Here is a 16,386-nt window from a genome sequence, read left to right as displayed (position 1 = left end):
ATGCGCAAGGAAGATATCGACGACTTCGAATTCCAGGTAGAGTCCCGACTGACCAGCCACGGCGTCTACGTCACCGAGTTCGACGACGAGGGCGAGACGTACCGGCTCACCTACGAATCGATTTCGGCCGACGAGGCGGCTGTCATCCCCCACCGGGAAATCGGCCGCGTCATCAACGTCTTCCGGGATCTGCACGCCGATGACTGGTCCGGGGTCGACATCGAGGCGACCGTGACGGACCTCGACGACACCGTACTCGGCGAGTGGTCGGTCGACAGCGAATGGATCGACGACCTCGAAAACGGCGACCTCTCGGAGACGGACTTCTCCCAGCGCGTGCTGGAGACGATTACGGTTCGGAACTGACCGCTAGCACGTCTCTAATTTCCAGCGTCGTCTCGAACTCCTCGCTTCTGTCCAGCCGCCGGCCGTCGCGCTCGAACTGGGTGGCGTGGGCCCGCCGAACCGCGTCCCGCTCGCGGTCGCTCAGTCCGAGTTTCGTGCCGATACTGTCCCAGTGGCCCGACTCGGCGCAGACGTAATCGGCCTCTCTGGGGCCGCTGATGCGCTCGTACTCCCTGTCGTAGGTCGCCCGGTTCGCCCGGAGATACGTCTGTACCTTTCCGAGCAGGTCGGGGAGTCGATCGAGCGGGACGCTGGCCTGCGTACCGGCCAGCAGGACGATCTGCCCCTCGATGGGATACGACGGGTCGGCCATCGCGCCCCGGTCAGCCGCCCGCCCGCATCGCTTTCTGTGCGAACTTCTCGATGAGCGGCTCCAGCGTCTCCGGGTCGCCGTCGAACTGGATCGTCACCTCGTTGAGCTGGAGGCTCGGCCCGATAGCGACTTTCTCCTCCGACAGTGTCGCCGCCCAGCCGTCGCCTTCGACGGTCGCCTCGCCGCGTTGCTCGCCGCCGAGGTTCTCCAGATAGCCGATAGCGGCTCGCACCGAGATGCCGCGAAAACTCCGTTCACGCTCCATTACGTGGTCGTTACGGGTGCGCTCGTCTAAACCTATCGGCGGTCCGGCGCTCGTTTGCCACAACAGCGCTATCCCGGATGGCTCCACCTCTCCCGGACGGATACCTTCTATCCTGGCCGGATGCCGTCGTCGACGATGCGGGCGTTTCGCTCGCGGCTGATGCGCTCGTCTAGGTCGGCGTGGTCGTAAATCTGAGCGATGACGGCGGCGTGGAGGTCGCGCCAGGCCATCGCGTAGATGGGGGACTGGCCCCAGGCCCGGAGTTCGACGACGTACTCGTCGTAGGCCTCCCACCGACTCTCGAACTGCTCGATGTGGTCGACGACGGCGCTGGCCGGCTCCTCGGAATCGAGGGCCGCGTTGAGTTCCCGCTCCCAGCCACCGACGGCCTGCTCCATGTCGCGTTTCGTGTCCTCGCTGTCCGGCGGCAGCGAGTCGACAATCCCGGACGGAATCCCCAGTTCGATGTCGTCCATATCGCCACACAGAGTTCGCGGCCAATAAATCCCAGCGATAGGCGAACATGTTCGCATCTACTGCTTTGTGTCGGCGGGCTGTAGAATACGTATGAGCAGTGAGACAGTAGAGCGACAGTCGTCAGCACCGGACCTGACCACTGTCGAGGTCAGGTGTACCGGCCACGTTCGCCGGGTCGTCGGCGAACCGTCGCTGTCGTACACGTTCGAAGGGGACACGCTGCGTGACTTCCTCGACGCGTTCTTCCGGGAGTACGACGTGAGCGACATGCTCATCGCGGAAACCGAAGCTGACGCCACCACCGAGGGCTGGGCCCCGGAGATGGCGGACCTGCCGGGCGACTGGGCGAAAAACCCCGAAGGCGAGCAGACCAGATGCTACGCGCGAGTGACGGTCAACGGCGAGTTCAACGAACACCTCGACGGACTGGATACGGAACTGGAAGCCGGTGACCGCGTCGGGCTGATGTTCCCGTTCATCTTCTGCTGCTGATTCGAGTCCCGCCTGCTCCGCCGGACCGAGCTACCCCCCGGCGACTGGCGGGAACACGCTGAGCTCGTCCCCGTCCTCCAGCGCGGTCTCCAGCCCGTCGAGATGGGCAATATCCGTTCCGTTCCGGAGAATCGTCAGGTACTCCCGCAGTTCGCCGTCCTCGAACAGGTCCATCTCGGTGTACTCCTCGGAGAGCTGCCGGAGCACGTCACCCGCCTGGAGGCCGCTCTCGTACTCACGCTGAACCGTTTTCTGCCCCACGGCTTCCCGGAAGTTGGCGAAAAACCGCAGCTCGATTTGCATACCGCTGGGTTGGCGGTCGAGTGGCTTAAATCACAGCGCTCGGACCGCGTGAATCGAACGAGCAACTGATTTATTCGTTGTATTCAATCGATCATGGACCTCGAATTCCTATCCGATGGGAACGACTTCGACCCGTTTTAGCGTCCCAGCCCATGACTCCGCGTATGGAACGTGTGGTCGCAAGCGATGACCCGATGATAGCTGTCGACCGACTGCGGGCGGAACTCGACGCCGATGTCGTCGTCGCGGAGACAGATGACGAGGACGCGGTCCGGGACGCTGCCGCCGGTGCAGCGGCGCTCGTCGTGGACGTGAACACGCCGGTCACCGCCGCGGTGCTCGACGCGCTGGACGACCTTCAGATCGTCGCGCGAGCGGGTGTCGGTATCGACAACATCGACGTGTCCGCGGCGGCGGACAACGGCGTGACCGTCACGAACGTCCCTGAGTACTGCACGGACGAGGTCGCGACCCACACGGTGACGCTCCTGCTCGACTGCGTTCGGACGCTCACGGCCTACGACCGCGATGTTCGCGACGGCGGGTGGGGCTGGGAGCGGACCCGCCCGGTCCATCGCGTCCGCGACCGGACGCTCGGCCTCGTCTCCTTCGGCCCCATCGCGCGGCGAGTGCGCGACCAACTGCGAGGGTTCGACATCGACGTCATCGCGTACGACCCGTACGTCGACGCCGAGGAGATGGCCGAAGCCGATGTCGAGAAAGTCACGCTGGGGACGCTATACGAGCGGGCCGACTACGTCTCCCTCCACGCGCCGTTGACCGAGAGCACGGCGGAGATGATAGACGCTGACGCGCTCGCGGCGATGCGCGACCACGCCGTCCTCGTCAACACCGGCCGCGGCGGCCTCGTCGACGAGAGAGCGCTTCGGGCGGCGTTGGACGACGGGACGATTGCGGCCGCCGGCCTCGACGTACTGGGCGAAGAGCCGCCGACGGCTGCCCATCCGCTGGTCGGCCTCGACAACTGTATCGTCACGCCACACGCGGCGTGGTACTCCGAGGAAGCCCGCGACGACCTCAACGCCGCCGTCGCTGCGAACGTCGAGGCCGCGCTGGCCGGTGAGACGCCACCGAACCGGATCGACCCCGAGACGGACTGGCTGTAAATATACGGCCAGGGTTGACCGCTAACACCGTCGAAACGGTTGTCGGCGAGTGGTATTACCCCGACTCAGCAGCGGATGAACTCCCGACGCTGGTCGCCGAGGGCGCTCTGACCCGTGACTGCTGTCTTGATATCTCGGACGAGGTTCGAGAGATACGCGCGAAGCCCGGGGTCACACGTCCCGACGCGCCTGGCCTGCCGGTAATCACAGCAGAGCGCGACCGGCAATAGCGGGGCCGCAAACAGTCCCGAAAGCGTGACGCCCAACTGGAAGGGGTGGCCGGCCGGGACGGCGAGCCACGCAGCGGCCACGACCGCCCAAGACACCACCCCGTAGAGGACGGTGTGTCGCCAGTTGTGTGCCGGCAGTTCGTATCCGCGAATGCGTGACGAAGAGTCGTCCGGCGTGCCGCCGGTGACCGGGCCACCGGGCGACTCGCCAGTAGATGAGGAGAGAGGACACGACATACTCTATCGGTGGCCTTGCGTGTTAATCACGGCTTGTTTGGCATACGCCGAATGAGACAGTGCGTATAAGCCGCTCGACGCGCAACGGGACGTATATGCGAGAGTTCATCTTCACTATCGACTACGAGCGGAACGTCGACCCCGTGATGGACGTGTTCATCGACTACCCGGAGACCCACTCCCGGACTATCGCGTGCAACGTCACGCGAGACGGGATGTGGCGGCTCGAACGGGTCGCCGGCCCGGAGACCGCCCTCGAACAGCTTGACGACGTGTACGACGACCCGGTCCAGTGTACCGAGTGCATCGGGACCCGCAACTGCAAGACCGACTGGACGTACGAGGTCATCGGCTCGGACCCCGGGGCCCGGACGGTGTACAGCTACCGTTCCGAAGCGGGTGACTGTCACTCGATTCCGCGGCTGGCCATCGACCACGTCGGCCGCGGCGTCCTCGTCGAGACCGAACGCCGTGGGAGCCGGTGTGAGTGGCGGCTGCTCCTGTGCAGCGACGCCGGCGTCGACGGGCTGTTCGAGGAGATGGAATCCGAACTCCGCGAAGGGCTCACCGTCGAGTTCCGGCAGCTTAGCTCGCCCTCGTACTGGGTCGACGAGGCCGTGACACTGGCGGAGCTCCCGCCGGAGCAACAGGCCGCCGTCGAGGCTGCCGTCAAACACGGCTACTACCGGACGCCGCGGGACACTTCGCTCACCGACCTCGCCGAGACGCTCGACGTGTCGCGGTCGACGCTCCAGTACCGCCTCCAGCGGGCCGAAGCGTGGATCGTCCGGTCGTTCGTCACGCGGTCGATGGGGCCGGTTCAGGCCGACGAAGACGTCGCCGAGGGCGGACGGCTCCGCATCGGTCGCTCCGGCGTGTAGTCGTCGCCGTCACATTCTGGCTCCTGAATCGGACCGGGGCGTATCACCCCGTCCACAGCGGTTCAGAGCGGGAACAGAGTCCCGGACTGCAGTAGAACATCTCACACAACTCACCGACTGTCCAAAGTTCGGCGTGTGCCAAACGAGTCGTCATGGGGGATGCACCCCTATAATTGGGTACGACCGCGGGCGTCCCACGCGCTCGCAGAGGCACACTATGACGACACGCAGCATCTATTCCCCCGACGAACGCGGTGACAGTGTGGACGAACAGGCCGAGTCCGAGGCGAGCACCGGCCACGCCTGCCCGGACTGTGGCGGGAGCCTCGTCACCGACGACAGTCGCGGCGAGACGGTCTGTGAATCCTGCGGCCTCGTCGTCGACGAGGACGAGATTGACCACGGACCGGAGTGGCGCGCCTTCGACAGCCAGGAGCGCGACAACAAGCGCCGCGTCGGTGCCCCGACGACGGAGATGAAACACGACAAGGGCCTGTCGACCAACATCGGCTGGCAGAACAAGGACGCCTACGGCAACTCCCTGTCGACGCGCCAGCGCGAGAAGATGCAGCGCCTGCGGACCTGGGACGAGCGGTTCCGAACCCGCGACCACGCCGAGCGAAACCTCAAGCAGGCGCTGGGCGAGATCGACCGGATGGGGAGCGCCCTCGGCGTCCCCGAGAGCGCCCGCGAGACGGCCAGCGTCATCTACCGCCGCGCCCTCGATGAGGGGATGCTTCCCGGCCGCTCCATCGAAGGGATGGCGACTGCCGCGCTGTACGCCGCAATCAGACAGTCGAACCTCCCGCAGACGCTCGACGATATGGCCGTCGTCAGCCGCGTCGATGAGATGGAGTTCACCCGTGCGTACCGCTATCTCAACCGGGAACTCTCCTTGCAGGTCGGCCCGCCGGACCCCGCGACCTACCTCAGCAAGTTCATCTCCGAACTCGACGCCGACGACGCCCTCGAACGCCAGGCCCGCGCCCTCATCGAAGCGGGGAAGGAAGCGAACGTCCACAGCGGCAAGAGCCCCGTCGGCCTCGCCGCCGCGGCCATCTACGCCGCCGGCCTGCTACTGGGCGAGGAGATGACCCAGGAAACCGTCAGCGAGGCCACGGACATCAGCACCGTGACCATCCGCGAGCGCTACCGCGAACTGCTCGAAGCCGAAGCGGAACTCGACGACAGCGCCGTCGACGCGACGAGCGGTGCCGAGTCCGGCGCAAGCGCCTAAGCCGTCACGGAACCCCAATCTTCTCTTAGCCCCGCTGTCCCTCGAAATCGTCCAGCCATCCGCGGACGACGCTCTCTATCGCGCCGGTCGTGCTCCCGACGTGCAGTATCTGGTACCCCGATTCGGCCTTCTCGTTCACGTCGTCCATCCCGAACCCGAGGCCGCCGACGGTGACGTCCGCTTCCACTGCCGCCGAGCGGACCGTCTCCACCGCCTCCTGCACCTCCGGATGCTCGATTTCGCCGGGATAACCGAGCGACACCGACAGGTCGAACGGCCCGATGAACACGAAACCGAGTTCAGGTACGTCCAGAATCGCGTCAATATTGTCGACGGCCTCCTTCGTCTCGATTGTGGTCCCGACCAGCGTCTCCTCGTCCGAGGCCTCGATGTAGTTCTCGCCCAGGCCCCAGCGGCGCGCTCGGGGCGCGGCCAGTCCCCGGTCGCCCGGGTCGCCGTCGTACCGGAACCGGCCGGATTTAACCGCTTCGCGCACCTCCTCGGCAGTTTCGACCCGCGGCAGGAAGACGTTCTTGACCCCCAGGTCCAGCGCCTTCCGCACCAGCGTCGGGGATGTATCCGGCAGGCGGACCAGTAGCTCCGTCCCGGTGCCGTCGGCCGCCCGCAGGAGGTTCTCGACTGTCGCCGCGTCCCACGGGTCCGGCCCGCCGTGCTCGAAGTCGAGCCAGATGAAATCGACCCCGAGGTCGCCGTAGAACTCTACCAGTGTCGGGCTGTATGTGTTATCGAGGACGCCCAGCGCGACGCCGCCGCTATCGACTGTCTTGCGGAGTCCGTTCGTCGGCAGTGGTTCGGCCATGTCTTGTCAGTGAACTGCAACACCGATAAGCGTGGTGCGGAAACGGCCGGTCAGTTCTGGTATCCCGACAGCGGCCCCTTACTGTCCCGGCAGCGGACAGAGGCTCGCGGTCAGCACGACGACGCCATCGGTGTGATTGTGCGCGCCGTGGGCCTGCCCCCGCTCGTTCAGCACGACCCCCGGCGCGGCGATGGCTTCCTCTCTCTCCTCCTGCTGGACCGTCACCTCGCCGCGGACGACGTGGAACACGTTCGTCGCGTCATCGTGTTCGTGCGGGTCGATTGTCGCGTCCGGCCCCAGCGCGAACGCCTTCACCAGCACGTCGTCGGTCACTGCCAGTTCCCCGTCGATGACTTCGCCCTCTTCCGGTTCGGCGTCGAACTCGGACAAGCGGTCGAGCGTCATATTTGCCCGTGGGCCGGGGCGTCCTTAGCCGTTCGGTTGCTAGGAAAAGTTGCATCTGTTTGTGTGGTTGCGTGATTGAACAACCAGAAAGCCCCCGCGTTCTCAGCTCCCGCGACTCGCTGCGCTCCAGTAGATGCTTGCGTCGTCGGGGTTCGCTGAGAACGCGGCCCCTTTCAGTCCCATCCCTGCCGGCTGGCCAAACAGCTACGAGGTGGGACTGAAAGGGGCGGCTGGCTGAACGACGGCGGACGACGTAAGGACCACAGTGAGCGGAGCGAGCGAGGACCGCAGCGAGTCCCCCGAGTTCAGCCAGCCGGGGCTTTCTGGCTGTTAGACTACGCACTCGCGCTGCAGTGTCTCCAAACGTCTCACACATCTACTAGCCGGAAGGCGAGACTGTACATCGTCCCGGTTCGCTCGGAGCCGATAGCAGACACGAGGTCAGCAGCTATCGCGGCCAGCGGTTCCCCAATCACGTCCGGAAGCTCGTCTGCGTATCCACGCACCACGTCGGCGTGGGCGTCCAGATGCGCCTCGGTCCAGGGAACGGGGTCGAGCAGCGTCTTTCGGCGTTCGACAGTCCAGCCGTGATCGGCAAACACCGCAGCCAGCACGGCGACGGGGTAGAACGTCAGCGCCGGCCGGCCGTCGACCACCCGCGCGGCGGCGTTCTCAAGCGCGAACAGCCGGTTGACAGCCCCGTCGGTGGGTGGCACCGCGTAGTCGTCGACGACGAGACGCCCACCGGGTTTCGCCACCCGTGCCAGTTCGGCCGCGACGGCGTCCAGGTCGGCAGGCGGCAGGACGTTACAGAGCCCGTGGGCGGTGACGAGGTCGACGCTGCCGGTCCCAAGCGGCGTCGCCCGGAGGTCGGCCTCGATGACCACGAGGCGGTCGGCGTTCCCGTCGCCGACGCGCTCGCGGACCGTCGCGGCGTGGTCGGCGTCGTTCGTCACCGCGTACACCCGCTTCGCGCCCGCGGCCAGCAGTCCGGCCGTCGTGTTCCCGACGCCGGCCCCCGCCTCAAGACAGACCTGGCCTTCGACCTGCCGGTCGGCGAGGGCGGCCGTCACCGTCTCCGGAACGCCGTCCACGCTCAGTGGTGCAGTTGCTCGGGCACCGGGCTGTCGTCGTGGCGCGCCTCCTCGATGAGCGCGCGCTGGCGGGCCTCGTCCATCCCCTCCGAGCGGCTGGCGGCGTCGAGCACCATCGCCACGAGCTTCGGGTCGCCGGGGCTGACGACGGTATCGAGGCCCTGGGCGGCGGCGAAGTCGAACCGTTCACGGATGACTTCCGGCGTGTCGACCGGCTCGTACCAGTTCGCGTACGGGCGGTCGGCCTCGGCCAGTTCGTCGGTCGGCGGCCACGACCCCTTCGCGAACGCCTTGATGCCCAGCGTGCCGATGCCCTCCGCCTCACAGCGGTCCAGCACGGCCTCGTAGTCGTACTCGTCGCCGTCCTTGCCGGCGACGACGGGGTTCAGTGGGAACATCACCGTCTCCAGGTCGTCGATGCGGTCGATGGCGTCCAGGATGAGTTCGGGATTACCGTGGCTCGTCAGCCCGATGTGGTCGATTTTCCCGTCGTCTTTCGCCTCGCGTATCGCGTCCAGCGCGCCGCCGTCGGCGGTGATCGTGTCCAGTTCCTCCTCGTACTCCAGGCCGTGAATCTGGTAGAGGTCGATGGTGTCGATGCCGAGGCGGTTCAGCGAGCGGTCGATCTTCCGGGCTGCCCCCTCGTACTCGCGCTCCTGGGTCTTGCAGCCCAGGAAGACCTCCTCGCGGTACTGACGGAGCTTCGGCCCCAGTTTCAGCTCCGCGTCGCCGTAGGTCGGTGCCACGTCGAAGTGGTTGACGCCGTGGTCGAGTACAAGTTCGACCAGCTGGTTCGCCCCCGCCTGTTCGAGCCAGTTGAGTGCTATCGAGCCGAACGTCAGCACCGTGCTCTCCTGCCCAGTGTCGCCCAGTGCTCGGGTTTCCATACCGGTTGCACGACCCGGAGCCCAATAACCGTTGGTTGCTGCTCTCTCAGCCTGTCCAGTGCGGCAGACCGCGACAGGGGACGCCGACCGGGGTTTATTACTCCCGCAGTCCGAACGGGATGTATAGATGTTTGGGAGAGAACAACTGTTCTCGGCGATGACGGCGTCGTACGTGATCGCAGTCACGCTCGCCCTCGTCGTCGCCGCGATATTCGCGCCGGTCATCTGGAACGGCGTGCCAAGCGGTGGCGACGACGACCCGAGCGTCGCCGTCGTCACCCTTCGCGGCGGCACAACCGACGCTAACGTCAACGCCGTCACGCAGGACCTCCGCGAAGCACGGAACAACGGATCAATCGAGGCAGTCGTCCTCCGGGTCGACAGCCCCGGCGGGCCGGTCGACTCGAGCGAGGAGTTCTACCTCGCCGTGAACCGGACCGCCAGCGAGATGCCCGTCGTCGCCTACGTCGAGGGCACGGCCGCCTCGGGCGGCTACTACGGCATCGCTCCGGCCGACGAGATCGTGGTCAAGCCGAGTTCGAACGTCGGCAGTATCGGCGTCATCGTCCAGGCCCCGCTGAGCCTCATCGAGCAGACCGAACAGCAGGGCGAGACGTTCGTCCGCTCGGGTCCGGACAAGGCCCAGATAAGCAAGGACGGTCTCCGCGAGGACATCGAGGTGCTCCAGCGGTCCTTCGTCGGGACGGTCATGCGCCACCGCGGCGAGCAACTGGCGGTCTCCCGCGAGGAAGTCGCCAACGGGGGCACGTACCTCGGCGCACAGGCGACCGAGAACGGCTTCGCCGACCGCATCGGTGACTCCGAACTGGCCATCGAGCGGGCCGCCGCGCTCTCGAACGACATCGAGGGCGACGGGTACGACGTGGCGTATCTGGGAAGCGGCGGTGCCCAATTCAACGCCATCATCGTCCCTGCCGGCGCTGAAACCGTACAGGGCGCGAACAACGTGACCTATCTCGTCCATCCCGACGACAGCGAGACGACGTTCCGGGAGCCGGTGAAGTACTACGCCGTCTGGGGAATCCCCGCCGAGGACAACAACGCAACGGTGATCCGCAATGACTGAGGGCCGTATCGTCAAGCCGCTCGCCGTGTTTATCGTCGTTCTCGTGGCGATACTGGGCGGGACGTTCCTCCTCGCAGTCGCTAACCCGGGGTCGTCCGGTCCGCCGGACGGGCAGTCGATCGACGGCCAGTCGCCGTCGCAGTACCAGCCCGACGCCGTCAACGCGCCTGTCGACCCCGAAGACGGGGAAATATCGGTCGACTCCGAGGCGAGTGACAAGCGAATACTCGTCGACACGAGCCACGGCAATCAGGTGTCCGAATCGGAACTCGAACCGATCACCGAGGCGGTGTTCGAGGCGGGCCACAGCATCGAGTACGGCACGTCCGGCACCGCCTCGTTCGCCGATTCACTGGGCCAGTACGACGGTGTGCTCATCGTCCAACCGCTCGGGAGCTACTCGCAAGCGGAACGCGAAGCGCTACAGGAGTACACGGACGACGGCGGGCGTGTCGTCGTCCTGGCCGAACCGACACAGACGCGCCTGTCGACCGGGTTCACCCAGTCGACGACGACGGTGTCGTTCGGGGCCAACAACGCCACCGAGCGATACGGCGTCCGGATGGGTGCCGAACAGCTGTACAACGTCGACGACGAGGCCAACGACAACAACTTCAAGGCCATCTACGCGTCGCCGAGCGACGACGGCGAACTGACCGACGGTGTCGAGACGATCACGTTCGACACCGCCGGCTACGCGGTGGTGAACGGCGATGCCGAGACGAAGTTCACCGCTGCCGAGGGCACCCGAACGCTGGAGACGCGCCGCACCGGCACGTACGCGACAGTCGTCCGCAACGACAACATGGTGTTTGTCACCGACTCGACGTTCATCCGGAGTTCCGAGATATACGACGCCGACAACGAGGTGTTCATCGGGAACCTGCTTTCGTTCCTGCTCGACGGTGAAGCACCCGACCCGAATGCCGGGGGTGCCTTCGGTGGCGGCTTCGGGACAGACGAGGAAGCTGTAACCCCGACTGAAACACCGGCAGAGCCGACTCCCACACCTGCGCCGATCCCTGCCGAATCCTGATCCGCGTCGTCCGGTGCGCGATTGCTCGCGTCGTTACTGATCGCGAATGCTGACTGTCATCTCGCTGTACAGGCCACGCTCGCCAGCGTCGGCCACGCTCAGCCCGGCGCCGATAGTGTACTCCCCGGCCGATGCAGGCTCCCACTCGTCGTCGCTGACCCGGAACATCCGGTCCCACCGACGTCTGAACTGCTTCCGCTCGCCGCGGTCGAACCGGAGACTGCCGTCCTCGCTGGGCACGCTGTCGACGTGGGACGCCTCGGGCACCCCGTCGACGTACCACGTCCACGGCCGCGGCGAGTCCGTCGGGAGCGTTATCGGCACCGGAAGCGCGTTCTGCATCGTCACGACGAACGGCACCTCGGTTCCCGCCGGATACTCCGTCTGTGGTACCTCGATGTCGACCGAGACGGCGCGATAGCGGAGCCACGTCGGCACCAGACGGTCGCTCCAGGCCCCGCCGTCGATACTGCGTGCGGCCTGTGGCCGTGCCCCGCGCTCAGTGGGTGCCTGTGGCTCGTCGTCGTCGCGGTGGAGCGCCCCCGAGTCGTAGATGCGACGCATTGTCGGATTGTGGGCTGGCGTGCGCAAAAGCGTTGCTCGGTGCTACCCCGTCCGCGTCGGCGTGTCCGGCCGCTCGTCGTCGTGCAACAGGCAGGCGATGCGGTGGTCGTCACCGACACCGAACAGCGTGGGGTCAGTCCGCTCACAGGGGGAGCTGAAGGCGTCGTTCATCGCCGCCAGCGCGTCCTCGAAGGCCTCGTCGTGAAGGTGGTCGAGCACCGCCGCGAGCACGTCCTCGGCCTCCCGGTCGCCGACCGTGTCCGGGAGGCCGAACTCGGCGCGGACCCGGGTCTCGAGTGCGGACCGCGAGAGCTGACTCAGGTCTTCGTCTTCGACGCCCTCTTGTACGGCGGTGACGGCCTCGAGCGAGTCGGCTTTGCGGAGCCGCTGTTTCAGGTCCATCAGTGACCGCCACTCGGACTGGGCCATGTCGGTGCCTTCGGGCTGGATGACCTTCGGACAGCGGGTGTGGAACCGACAGCCCGACGGGGGGTTCAGCGGCGACGGAACGTCGCCGGAGAGGAAAATACGGTCCCCTTCCCAGCCGGGGTCCGGCTCCGGAATGGCCGACAGCAGCGCCTCGGCGTAGGGGTGATACGGCGGCTGGAACACGTCCTCGGTTGGGCCGACTTCGGCGAACTCCCCGAGATACAGGACGCCCACGCGGTCGGAGATATGCTCGACGACAGAGAGGTCGTGGGCGATGACGACGTAGGAGAGGCCGAACTCCGACTGCAGGTCCGCAAGCAGGTTCAGAATCTGGGCCTGCACGCTCACGTCCAGCGCCGAGACGGGTTCGTCACAGACGATGACCTCGGGGTCGACGGCGAGCGCGCGGGCGATGCCGATACGCTGGCGCTGGCCACCGGAGAACTCGTGGGGGTAGCGGTGTGTGTGACGCGGGCTCAGCCCGACGGTCTCAAGCAACTCTTTGACACGCTCGGTTCGCTCCTCACCGTCCGCGATCCCGTGGATGTCCAGCGGCTCGCCGACGATGTCGCCGACCGTCAGCCGCGGATTGAGGCTGGCGAAGGGGTCCTGGAAGATGTACTGGATGTCCTTCCGGAGCGCCCGCAGGCGGTCGTCCGAGGCTCCCGTCAAGTCCTCGCCCTTGTAGCGGACCGAGCCGGCCGTGGGCTCGATGAGCCGCAGCAGCGTCTGGGCGAGCGTCGTCTTGCCACAGCCGGACTCGCCGACGATACCCAGCGTCTCACCGGGGTAGAGTTCAAGGTCGACGCCGTCCAGGGCTTTCACCTCCTGACTCCGGCCCAGCAGGGTGTCAACGATGGTCCCGCCAGACTCGTAGTACTTCGTGAGGTTCTCGACCTCCAGGATCGGGCTATCGGCCGTCTTAGCCATCCTGTTGCCCTCCCGAGTCGTCTGGGCCATCGCGGTCTAACAGGTCGGTGTCGAGACCGACCGGGTCGGAGTCGGCCTGGGGTGGTTCCGTGTCCGTGCGCCCGCCGCGGGGGTCGGGCTGGGTATCGTCGGGCGGACTCCCCCGACCCCCTTTCACTTCGACTTCGTAGTCCAGTTCGCTATCGAGGTCCCCAGTGTAGGCCAGGCAGGCCGCCGAGCGGTCGGACGGACCGACACCGTCGCCGGTTTCGGGGTCGACGAGCGGCGGCTGTTTGCGCGTACAGGCCTCCTCGGCGAAGGGACAGCGCGGGTGGAAGCTACAGCCAGAGGGGACCTCAACAAGGTCCGGCATCGTCCCGGGAATCGTCTGGAGCCGGTCCTGCCGGTCGCCGATGCGTGGGATGGCGCTCATCAGCCCGACGGTGTAGGGGTGTTTCGGGTCGTAGTACAGCTCCTCGACAGGGGCGTTCTCGACGGCGCGGCCGGCGTACATCACCAGCACCCGGTCGCACATCTCCGCGATGACGCCGAGGTCGTGGGTGATGAGCTGAATGGCCGTGTCGTACTCGTCGGCGAGGCGGTCGAGGCGGTCCAGGATCTTCGCCTCGATAGTCACGTCCAGCGCCGTCGTCGGCTCGTCGGCGATGAGCAGTTCCGGGTCACAGGACAGCGCCATCGCAATGATGGCCCGCTGTTGCATCCCGCCGGAGAACTCGTGGGGGTAGTCGTCGTAGCGGGCCTCCGGTTCCGGGATACCAACGTCATCGAGCAGCCGAATCGTGCGGTCCCGGGCGGCCGCGTCGCCGTAGTCGAGGTGGTGACGGATGGCCTCGGAGATCTGCTCGCCGACGGTGTACACCGGGTTCAGTGCGGTCTGGGCGTCCTGGAATATCATCGCGATGTCGTTGCCCCGCACGTCCCGCACCGCTGAATCGGACAGTTCCATCAGGTCCTGGCCGTCGAAGCGGATGGTCCCGCTCTCGATGCGGCCCGGTTCCTCGATGAGGCGCATCACCGACAGCGCGGTGACGCTTTTGCCCGCGCCGCTCTCGCCGACGACGCCGAACTTCTCGCCGCGGTCGATGTGAAAGGAGAGGTCGTCGACGGCGGTGACGACGCCCTCCTCAGTGTAGAAGTTCACCGTGAGGTCTTCGACTTCCAGCAGTGACATCAGACCTCGCCTCCAGTGGCTACGTCAGTGCCTTCCTGCGCGTTGAGCGCGTCGTTGATGCCGTCACCGATGAGGTTCATCGACATCACGAACAGGAAGATCGCGCCGCCGGGGAATACGGTGACCCACCAGGGAATCGTCCCGCCGGGACCCTGGACGATGGTCTCGCGCGTCGCGTCCAGCATCGTCCCCCACTCGGCGGACCCGGGCGGGAGCCCGAGGCCAAGGAAGCCAAGCGCCGCCACGCCGATGACGACCGTCCCGATGGAGAGGGAGGCCTGGACGACCAGCGGTGCGATAGCGTTGGGGACGACGTGTCTGAAGATGACGCGACGGTCACGCGCGCCCAGCGCCTTCGCGGCCATGACGTACTCGTTTTCCTTGACCTTCAGTATCTCACCGCGTATCAGTCGGGCGTAGCCGGCCCAGCCGAACGCGGTGAACGCGAGCACCAGCTCCCAGTACCCCTTGCCGAGCACGGCGACGATAATCAACGCCAGCAGGAGGCCGGGGAACGCGAAGATAAGGTCGAGCAGCCGCATCATCACTTCGTCGATCCGGCCGCCGTAGTAGCCCGCAATGGCACCGTACACCAGCCCGATGGCGGCGGTAATCGAGACCACGATGAAGCCAATCGAGAGGCTGAACCGGCCGCCGTACAGCACGCGGGAGAACACGTCCCGGGCGGAGCCGTCGGTGCCGAACGGATGGGCCAGCGACGGGGCCTCGTACGCGCTCACGTCGAGACCCTGCACGTACAGAATCGCGCTCGGGTCGTAGGGGGCCAGCGAGAAGGGCTGGACCGTCACGCCCGCGATTGTCACTGGGCGTGCGAATACAGCCAGGATTCCCATCAGGGCAACAATATAGAGCCCGAGCATCGCGCTCCGGTTGTCACGGAACTCGCCCCAGGCGCGCTCCCAGCGACTCTCGGTTTCGGTGTCTCGTTCCTCTGTCCAGTCGGATAGCGGTTCGCGGGACTCGACGCGGTCGGCGTCGAACCCCGTTATGCGTATGCGTCCTCGTTCAGTACTCATTGGTCAGTCGTAGCGGATTCGTGGGTCTAACAGCGCGTACACAATGTCTGCGAGCAGGTTCGCCAGGATGATCGTCACACCGGTAAACAGCGTGATCGCCATGATGAGGTCGACTTCGCGGCCGGAGATCGCCTTGACGAAGGCTCTTCCCAGCCCGGGCCAGGCGAACACCGATTCGACGACGACAGCGCCGGCGAAGATACTTGCTGTCAGGAACGCGGCGATAGTGGTCACCGAGATGAGCGAGTTCCGCAGGACGTGTTTCAACACGACCGTCCGCTCGGGCAACCCCTTCGCCCGGGCCGCCGTGACGTACTCCTTGTTCATCTCCTCGGCCATCGACGACCGCATCACCCGCATCAGCGTGGCCGACGACGCTGTTCCGATGGTGACGCCCGGGAGGACGAGATACTTCAGCATTGCCGGCGAGAACAGCGGTTTGTTCGGGGCCAGCACCGGCCAGAGGTCGAGCCAGAGCGCGAACACGAGGATGAGCATCAGGCCGAGCCAGAAGTTCGGCAGCGAGATGCCCGACAGCGCGAACACCCGCGAGAGGTCGTCGCCCAGCGTGTCCTTGTTCACGGCGGCGTAGATGCCGGTCGGAATCGCGATGAGCAGGGCAATAACCCAGCCGAACAGGCCCAGTGCGATAGTCTGTGGTAACCGGTCCATAATGTACGGACCGACCGGCTGGTCGACGTTGATGACCGTCCCGAAATCGCCCTGGAGGACGTTGGTTATCCAGGTGAGGTACTGCTGCCACACCGGGCCGTCGAGCCCGTATCTGGCACGTATCGCCGCCTCCTCGGCGGCCGAAATCTGGGGGTTTAGCGCCACTAACTGGTCGATCGGGTCTCCTGGCGTCAGGTGGACCATCGCGAAGGTGAACATCGAGACTCCGAACAGTATCGGGATGGTCGTGAGCACCCGGACTGCGATGAAGCGTCTGAGACCCATGG

General features: G+C 66.0%; 21 protein-coding genes. 7 read left to right on the top strand and 14 right to left on the bottom strand.

The window, feature by feature from the left end:
- Window positions 1–366 (top strand): hypothetical protein, encoded by a 366-nt coding sequence (locus tag VI340_RS11985; RefSeq protein WP_008308036.1) that lies wholly within the window; start codon window positions 1–3, stop codon window positions 364–366.
- Here VI340_RS11985 and VI340_RS11980 read toward each other — a convergent pair.
- The 3 genes from VI340_RS11980 to VI340_RS11970 form a co-directional block, all read right to left on the bottom strand.
- Window positions 350–718, bottom strand: a complete 369-nt coding sequence (locus tag VI340_RS11980; protein ID WP_336358414.1) for a hypothetical protein — start codon at window positions 716–718, stop codon at window positions 350–352. The two genes, VI340_RS11985 and VI340_RS11980, sit on opposite strands and share 17 nt — an antisense overlap.
- A 10-nt stretch (window positions 719–728) precedes the next feature.
- On the bottom strand, window positions 729–983 hold the full coding sequence (locus VI340_RS11975; protein WP_004958362.1) for a hypothetical protein: 255 nt from the start codon (window positions 981–983) through the stop codon (window positions 729–731).
- A 107-nt stretch (window positions 984–1,090) separates the two neighbouring features.
- Complete coding sequence (locus VI340_RS11970) at window positions 1,091–1,459, bottom strand: hypothetical protein (RefSeq protein WP_336358413.1); 369 nt, start codon at window positions 1,457–1,459, stop codon at window positions 1,091–1,093.
- A 91-nt stretch (window positions 1,460–1,550) separates the two neighbouring features.
- Here VI340_RS11970 and VI340_RS11965 point away from each other — a divergent pair, with 91 nt between their 5' ends.
- The gene (locus tag VI340_RS11965) at window positions 1,551–1,952 is read left to right on the top strand and encodes a MoaD/ThiS family protein (protein ID WP_008308042.1); all 402 of its coding nucleotides are present in this window, start codon (window positions 1,551–1,553) and stop codon (window positions 1,950–1,952) included.
- A gap of 30 nt (window positions 1,953–1,982) precedes the next feature.
- On the opposite strand, the gene VI340_RS11960 is transcribed toward VI340_RS11965, so the two are convergent.
- A complete protein-coding gene (locus VI340_RS11960) occupies window positions 1,983–2,255 on the bottom strand; it encodes a ubiquitin-like small modifier protein 1 (protein ID WP_008308044.1) in 273 nt (90 codons plus the stop codon).
- Between the two features lie 164 nt (window positions 2,256–2,419).
- Between VI340_RS11960 and VI340_RS11955 the strand changes: the two genes are divergently transcribed.
- On the top strand, window positions 2,420–3,382 hold the full coding sequence (locus VI340_RS11955; RefSeq protein ID WP_008308046.1) for a C-terminal binding protein: 963 nt from the start codon (window positions 2,420–2,422) through the stop codon (window positions 3,380–3,382).
- Window positions 3,383–3,447: 65 nt separating this feature from the next.
- Here VI340_RS11955 and VI340_RS11950 read toward each other — a convergent pair whose 3' ends face one another.
- On the bottom strand, window positions 3,448–3,849 hold the full coding sequence (locus tag VI340_RS11950) for a hypothetical protein (RefSeq protein ID WP_008308049.1): 402 nt from the start codon (window positions 3,847–3,849) through the stop codon (window positions 3,448–3,450).
- Between the two features lie 95 nt (window positions 3,850–3,944).
- Between VI340_RS11950 and VI340_RS11945 the strand changes: the two genes are divergently transcribed.
- Together VI340_RS11945 and VI340_RS11940 are read left to right on the top strand one after the other, a co-directional pair.
- Complete coding sequence (locus VI340_RS11945) at window positions 3,945–4,730, top strand: helix-turn-helix domain-containing protein (RefSeq protein WP_336358412.1); 786 nt, start codon at window positions 3,945–3,947, stop codon at window positions 4,728–4,730.
- A gap of 217 nt (window positions 4,731–4,947) precedes the next feature.
- Window positions 4,948–5,967, top strand: coding sequence for a transcription initiation factor IIB (locus VI340_RS11940; RefSeq protein WP_008308052.1), 1,020 nt, complete (start codon window positions 4,948–4,950; stop codon window positions 5,965–5,967).
- Between the two features lie 25 nt (window positions 5,968–5,992).
- Here VI340_RS11940 and VI340_RS11935 read toward each other — a convergent pair whose 3' ends face one another.
- From VI340_RS11935 to VI340_RS11920, 4 genes are all read right to left on the bottom strand, one after another.
- A complete protein-coding gene (locus VI340_RS11935) occupies window positions 5,993–6,787 on the bottom strand; it encodes an HpcH/HpaI aldolase family protein (protein ID WP_008308054.1) in 795 nt (264 codons plus the stop codon).
- Window positions 6,788–6,865: 78 nt separating this feature from the next.
- Window positions 6,866–7,192: a cupin domain-containing protein gene (locus VI340_RS11930; protein WP_008308055.1), complete on the bottom strand. Its 327-nt coding sequence runs from the start codon at window positions 7,190–7,192 to the stop codon at window positions 6,866–6,868.
- A gap of 368 nt (window positions 7,193–7,560) precedes the next feature.
- Window positions 7,561–8,292: a class I SAM-dependent methyltransferase gene (locus VI340_RS11925; protein WP_336329289.1), complete on the bottom strand. Its 732-nt coding sequence runs from the start codon at window positions 8,290–8,292 to the stop codon at window positions 7,561–7,563.
- Window positions 8,289–9,173: an aldo/keto reductase gene (locus VI340_RS11920; protein ID WP_336328954.1), complete on the bottom strand. Its 885-nt coding sequence runs from the start codon at window positions 9,171–9,173 to the stop codon at window positions 8,289–8,291. Before VI340_RS11920 ends, VI340_RS11925 begins: the two co-directional genes overlap by 4 nt.
- Window positions 9,174–9,300: 127 nt before the next feature.
- Here VI340_RS11920 and VI340_RS11915 point away from each other — a divergent pair, with 127 nt between their 5' ends.
- Together VI340_RS11915 and VI340_RS11910 are read left to right on the top strand one after the other, a co-directional pair.
- Window positions 9,301–10,260 (top strand): S49 family peptidase, encoded by a 960-nt coding sequence (locus VI340_RS11915; RefSeq protein ID WP_336328955.1) that lies wholly within the window; start codon window positions 9,301–9,303, stop codon window positions 10,258–10,260.
- A complete protein-coding gene (locus VI340_RS11910; RefSeq protein ID WP_008308060.1) occupies window positions 10,253–11,296 on the top strand; it encodes a DUF4350 domain-containing protein in 1,044 nt (347 codons plus the stop codon). The genes VI340_RS11915 and VI340_RS11910 overlap by 8 nt, the downstream gene beginning before the upstream one ends.
- Before the next feature lie 33 nt (window positions 11,297–11,329).
- On the opposite strand, the gene VI340_RS11905 is transcribed toward VI340_RS11910, so the two are convergent.
- From VI340_RS11905 to VI340_RS11885, 5 genes are read right to left on the bottom strand one after another with little or no spacing between them, the layout of a single operon-like run.
- A complete protein-coding gene (locus tag VI340_RS11905; RefSeq protein WP_336358411.1) occupies window positions 11,330–11,860 on the bottom strand; it encodes a hypothetical protein in 531 nt (176 codons plus the stop codon).
- 42 nt (window positions 11,861–11,902) lie between these two features.
- The gene (locus VI340_RS11900) at window positions 11,903–13,219 is read right to left on the bottom strand and encodes an ABC transporter ATP-binding protein (RefSeq protein ID WP_151103767.1); all 1,317 of its coding nucleotides are present in this window, start codon (window positions 13,217–13,219) and stop codon (window positions 11,903–11,905) included.
- Window positions 13,212–14,390, bottom strand: a complete 1,179-nt coding sequence (locus tag VI340_RS11895; protein WP_336328957.1) for an ABC transporter ATP-binding protein — start codon at window positions 14,388–14,390, stop codon at window positions 13,212–13,214. The genes VI340_RS11900 and VI340_RS11895 overlap by 8 nt, the downstream gene beginning before the upstream one ends.
- A complete protein-coding gene (locus VI340_RS11890; RefSeq protein WP_336358410.1) occupies window positions 14,390–15,427 on the bottom strand; it encodes an ABC transporter permease in 1,038 nt (345 codons plus the stop codon). Before VI340_RS11890 ends, VI340_RS11895 begins: the two co-directional genes overlap by 1 nt.
- A gap of 3 nt (window positions 15,428–15,430) precedes the next feature.
- The gene (locus VI340_RS11885) at window positions 15,431–16,384 is read right to left on the bottom strand and encodes an ABC transporter permease (RefSeq protein WP_058994369.1); all 954 of its coding nucleotides are present in this window, start codon (window positions 16,382–16,384) and stop codon (window positions 15,431–15,433) included.
- Between the last annotated feature and the right edge of the window lie 2 nt (window positions 16,385–16,386).

It is taken from the genome of Haloarcula sp. CGMCC 1.6347 (assembly GCF_037078395.1).
Lineage (GTDB): Archaea > Halobacteriota > Halobacteria > Halobacteriales > Haloarculaceae > Haloarcula > Haloarcula amylolytica.
The sequence above is the reverse complement of the archived record's forward strand: the minus strand, read 5'-3'. Positions and strand labels throughout refer to the sequence as shown.

What these genes read in the sequence shown, in the direction of transcription:
- VI340_RS11965 (WP_008308042.1), top strand. Translation starts at nt 1,551, where the DNA reads ATGAGCAGTGAGACAGTAGAGCGACAGTCGTCAGCACCGGACCTGACC.
- VI340_RS11905 (WP_336358411.1), bottom strand. Translation starts at nt 11,860, where the DNA reads ATGCGTCGCATCTACGACTCGGGGGCGCTCCACCGCGACGACGACGAG.
- VI340_RS11940 (WP_008308052.1), top strand. Translation starts at nt 4,948, where the DNA reads ATGACGACACGCAGCATCTATTCCCCCGACGAACGCGGTGACAGTGTG.
- VI340_RS11890 (WP_336358410.1), bottom strand. Translation starts at nt 15,427, where the DNA reads ATGAGTACTGAACGAGGACGCATACGCATAACGGGGTTCGACGCCGAC.
- VI340_RS11955 (WP_008308046.1), top strand. Translation starts at nt 2,420, where the DNA reads ATGGAACGTGTGGTCGCAAGCGATGACCCGATGATAGCTGTCGACCGA.
- VI340_RS11920 (WP_336328954.1), bottom strand. Translation starts at nt 9,173, where the DNA reads ATGGAAACCCGAGCACTGGGCGACACTGGGCAGGAGAGCACGGTGCTG.
- VI340_RS11935 (WP_008308054.1), bottom strand. Translation starts at nt 6,787, where the DNA reads ATGGCCGAACCACTGCCGACGAACGGACTCCGCAAGACAGTCGATAGC.
- VI340_RS11900 (WP_151103767.1), bottom strand. Translation starts at nt 13,219, where the DNA reads ATGGCTAAGACGGCCGATAGCCCGATCCTGGAGGTCGAGAACCTCACG.
- VI340_RS11985 (WP_008308036.1), top strand. Translation starts at nt 1, where the DNA reads ATGCGCAAGGAAGATATCGACGACTTCGAATTCCAGGTAGAGTCCCGA.
- VI340_RS11970 (WP_336358413.1), bottom strand. Translation starts at nt 1,459, where the DNA reads ATGGACGACATCGAACTGGGGATTCCGTCCGGGATTGTCGACTCGCTG.
- VI340_RS11910 (WP_008308060.1), top strand. Translation starts at nt 10,253, where the DNA reads ATGACTGAGGGCCGTATCGTCAAGCCGCTCGCCGTGTTTATCGTCGTT.
- VI340_RS11930 (WP_008308055.1), bottom strand. Translation starts at nt 7,192, where the DNA reads ATGACGCTCGACCGCTTGTCCGAGTTCGACGCCGAACCGGAAGAGGGC.
- VI340_RS11895 (WP_336328957.1), bottom strand. Translation starts at nt 14,390, where the DNA reads ATGTCACTGCTGGAAGTCGAAGACCTCACGGTGAACTTCTACACTGAG.
- VI340_RS11980 (WP_336358414.1), bottom strand. Translation starts at nt 718, where the DNA reads ATGGCCGACCCGTCGTATCCCATCGAGGGGCAGATCGTCCTGCTGGCC.
- VI340_RS11950 (WP_008308049.1), bottom strand. Translation starts at nt 3,849, where the DNA reads ATGTCGTGTCCTCTCTCCTCATCTACTGGCGAGTCGCCCGGTGGCCCG.
- VI340_RS11945 (WP_336358412.1), top strand. Translation starts at nt 3,945, where the DNA reads ATGCGAGAGTTCATCTTCACTATCGACTACGAGCGGAACGTCGACCCC.
- VI340_RS11885 (WP_058994369.1), bottom strand. Translation starts at nt 16,384, where the DNA reads ATGGGTCTCAGACGCTTCATCGCAGTCCGGGTGCTCACGACCATCCCG.
- VI340_RS11960 (WP_008308044.1), bottom strand. Translation starts at nt 2,255, where the DNA reads ATGCAAATCGAGCTGCGGTTTTTCGCCAACTTCCGGGAAGCCGTGGGG.
- VI340_RS11975 (WP_004958362.1), bottom strand. Translation starts at nt 983, where the DNA reads ATGGAGCGTGAACGGAGTTTTCGCGGCATCTCGGTGCGAGCCGCTATC.
- VI340_RS11915 (WP_336328955.1), top strand. Translation starts at nt 9,301, where the DNA reads ATGTTTGGGAGAGAACAACTGTTCTCGGCGATGACGGCGTCGTACGTG.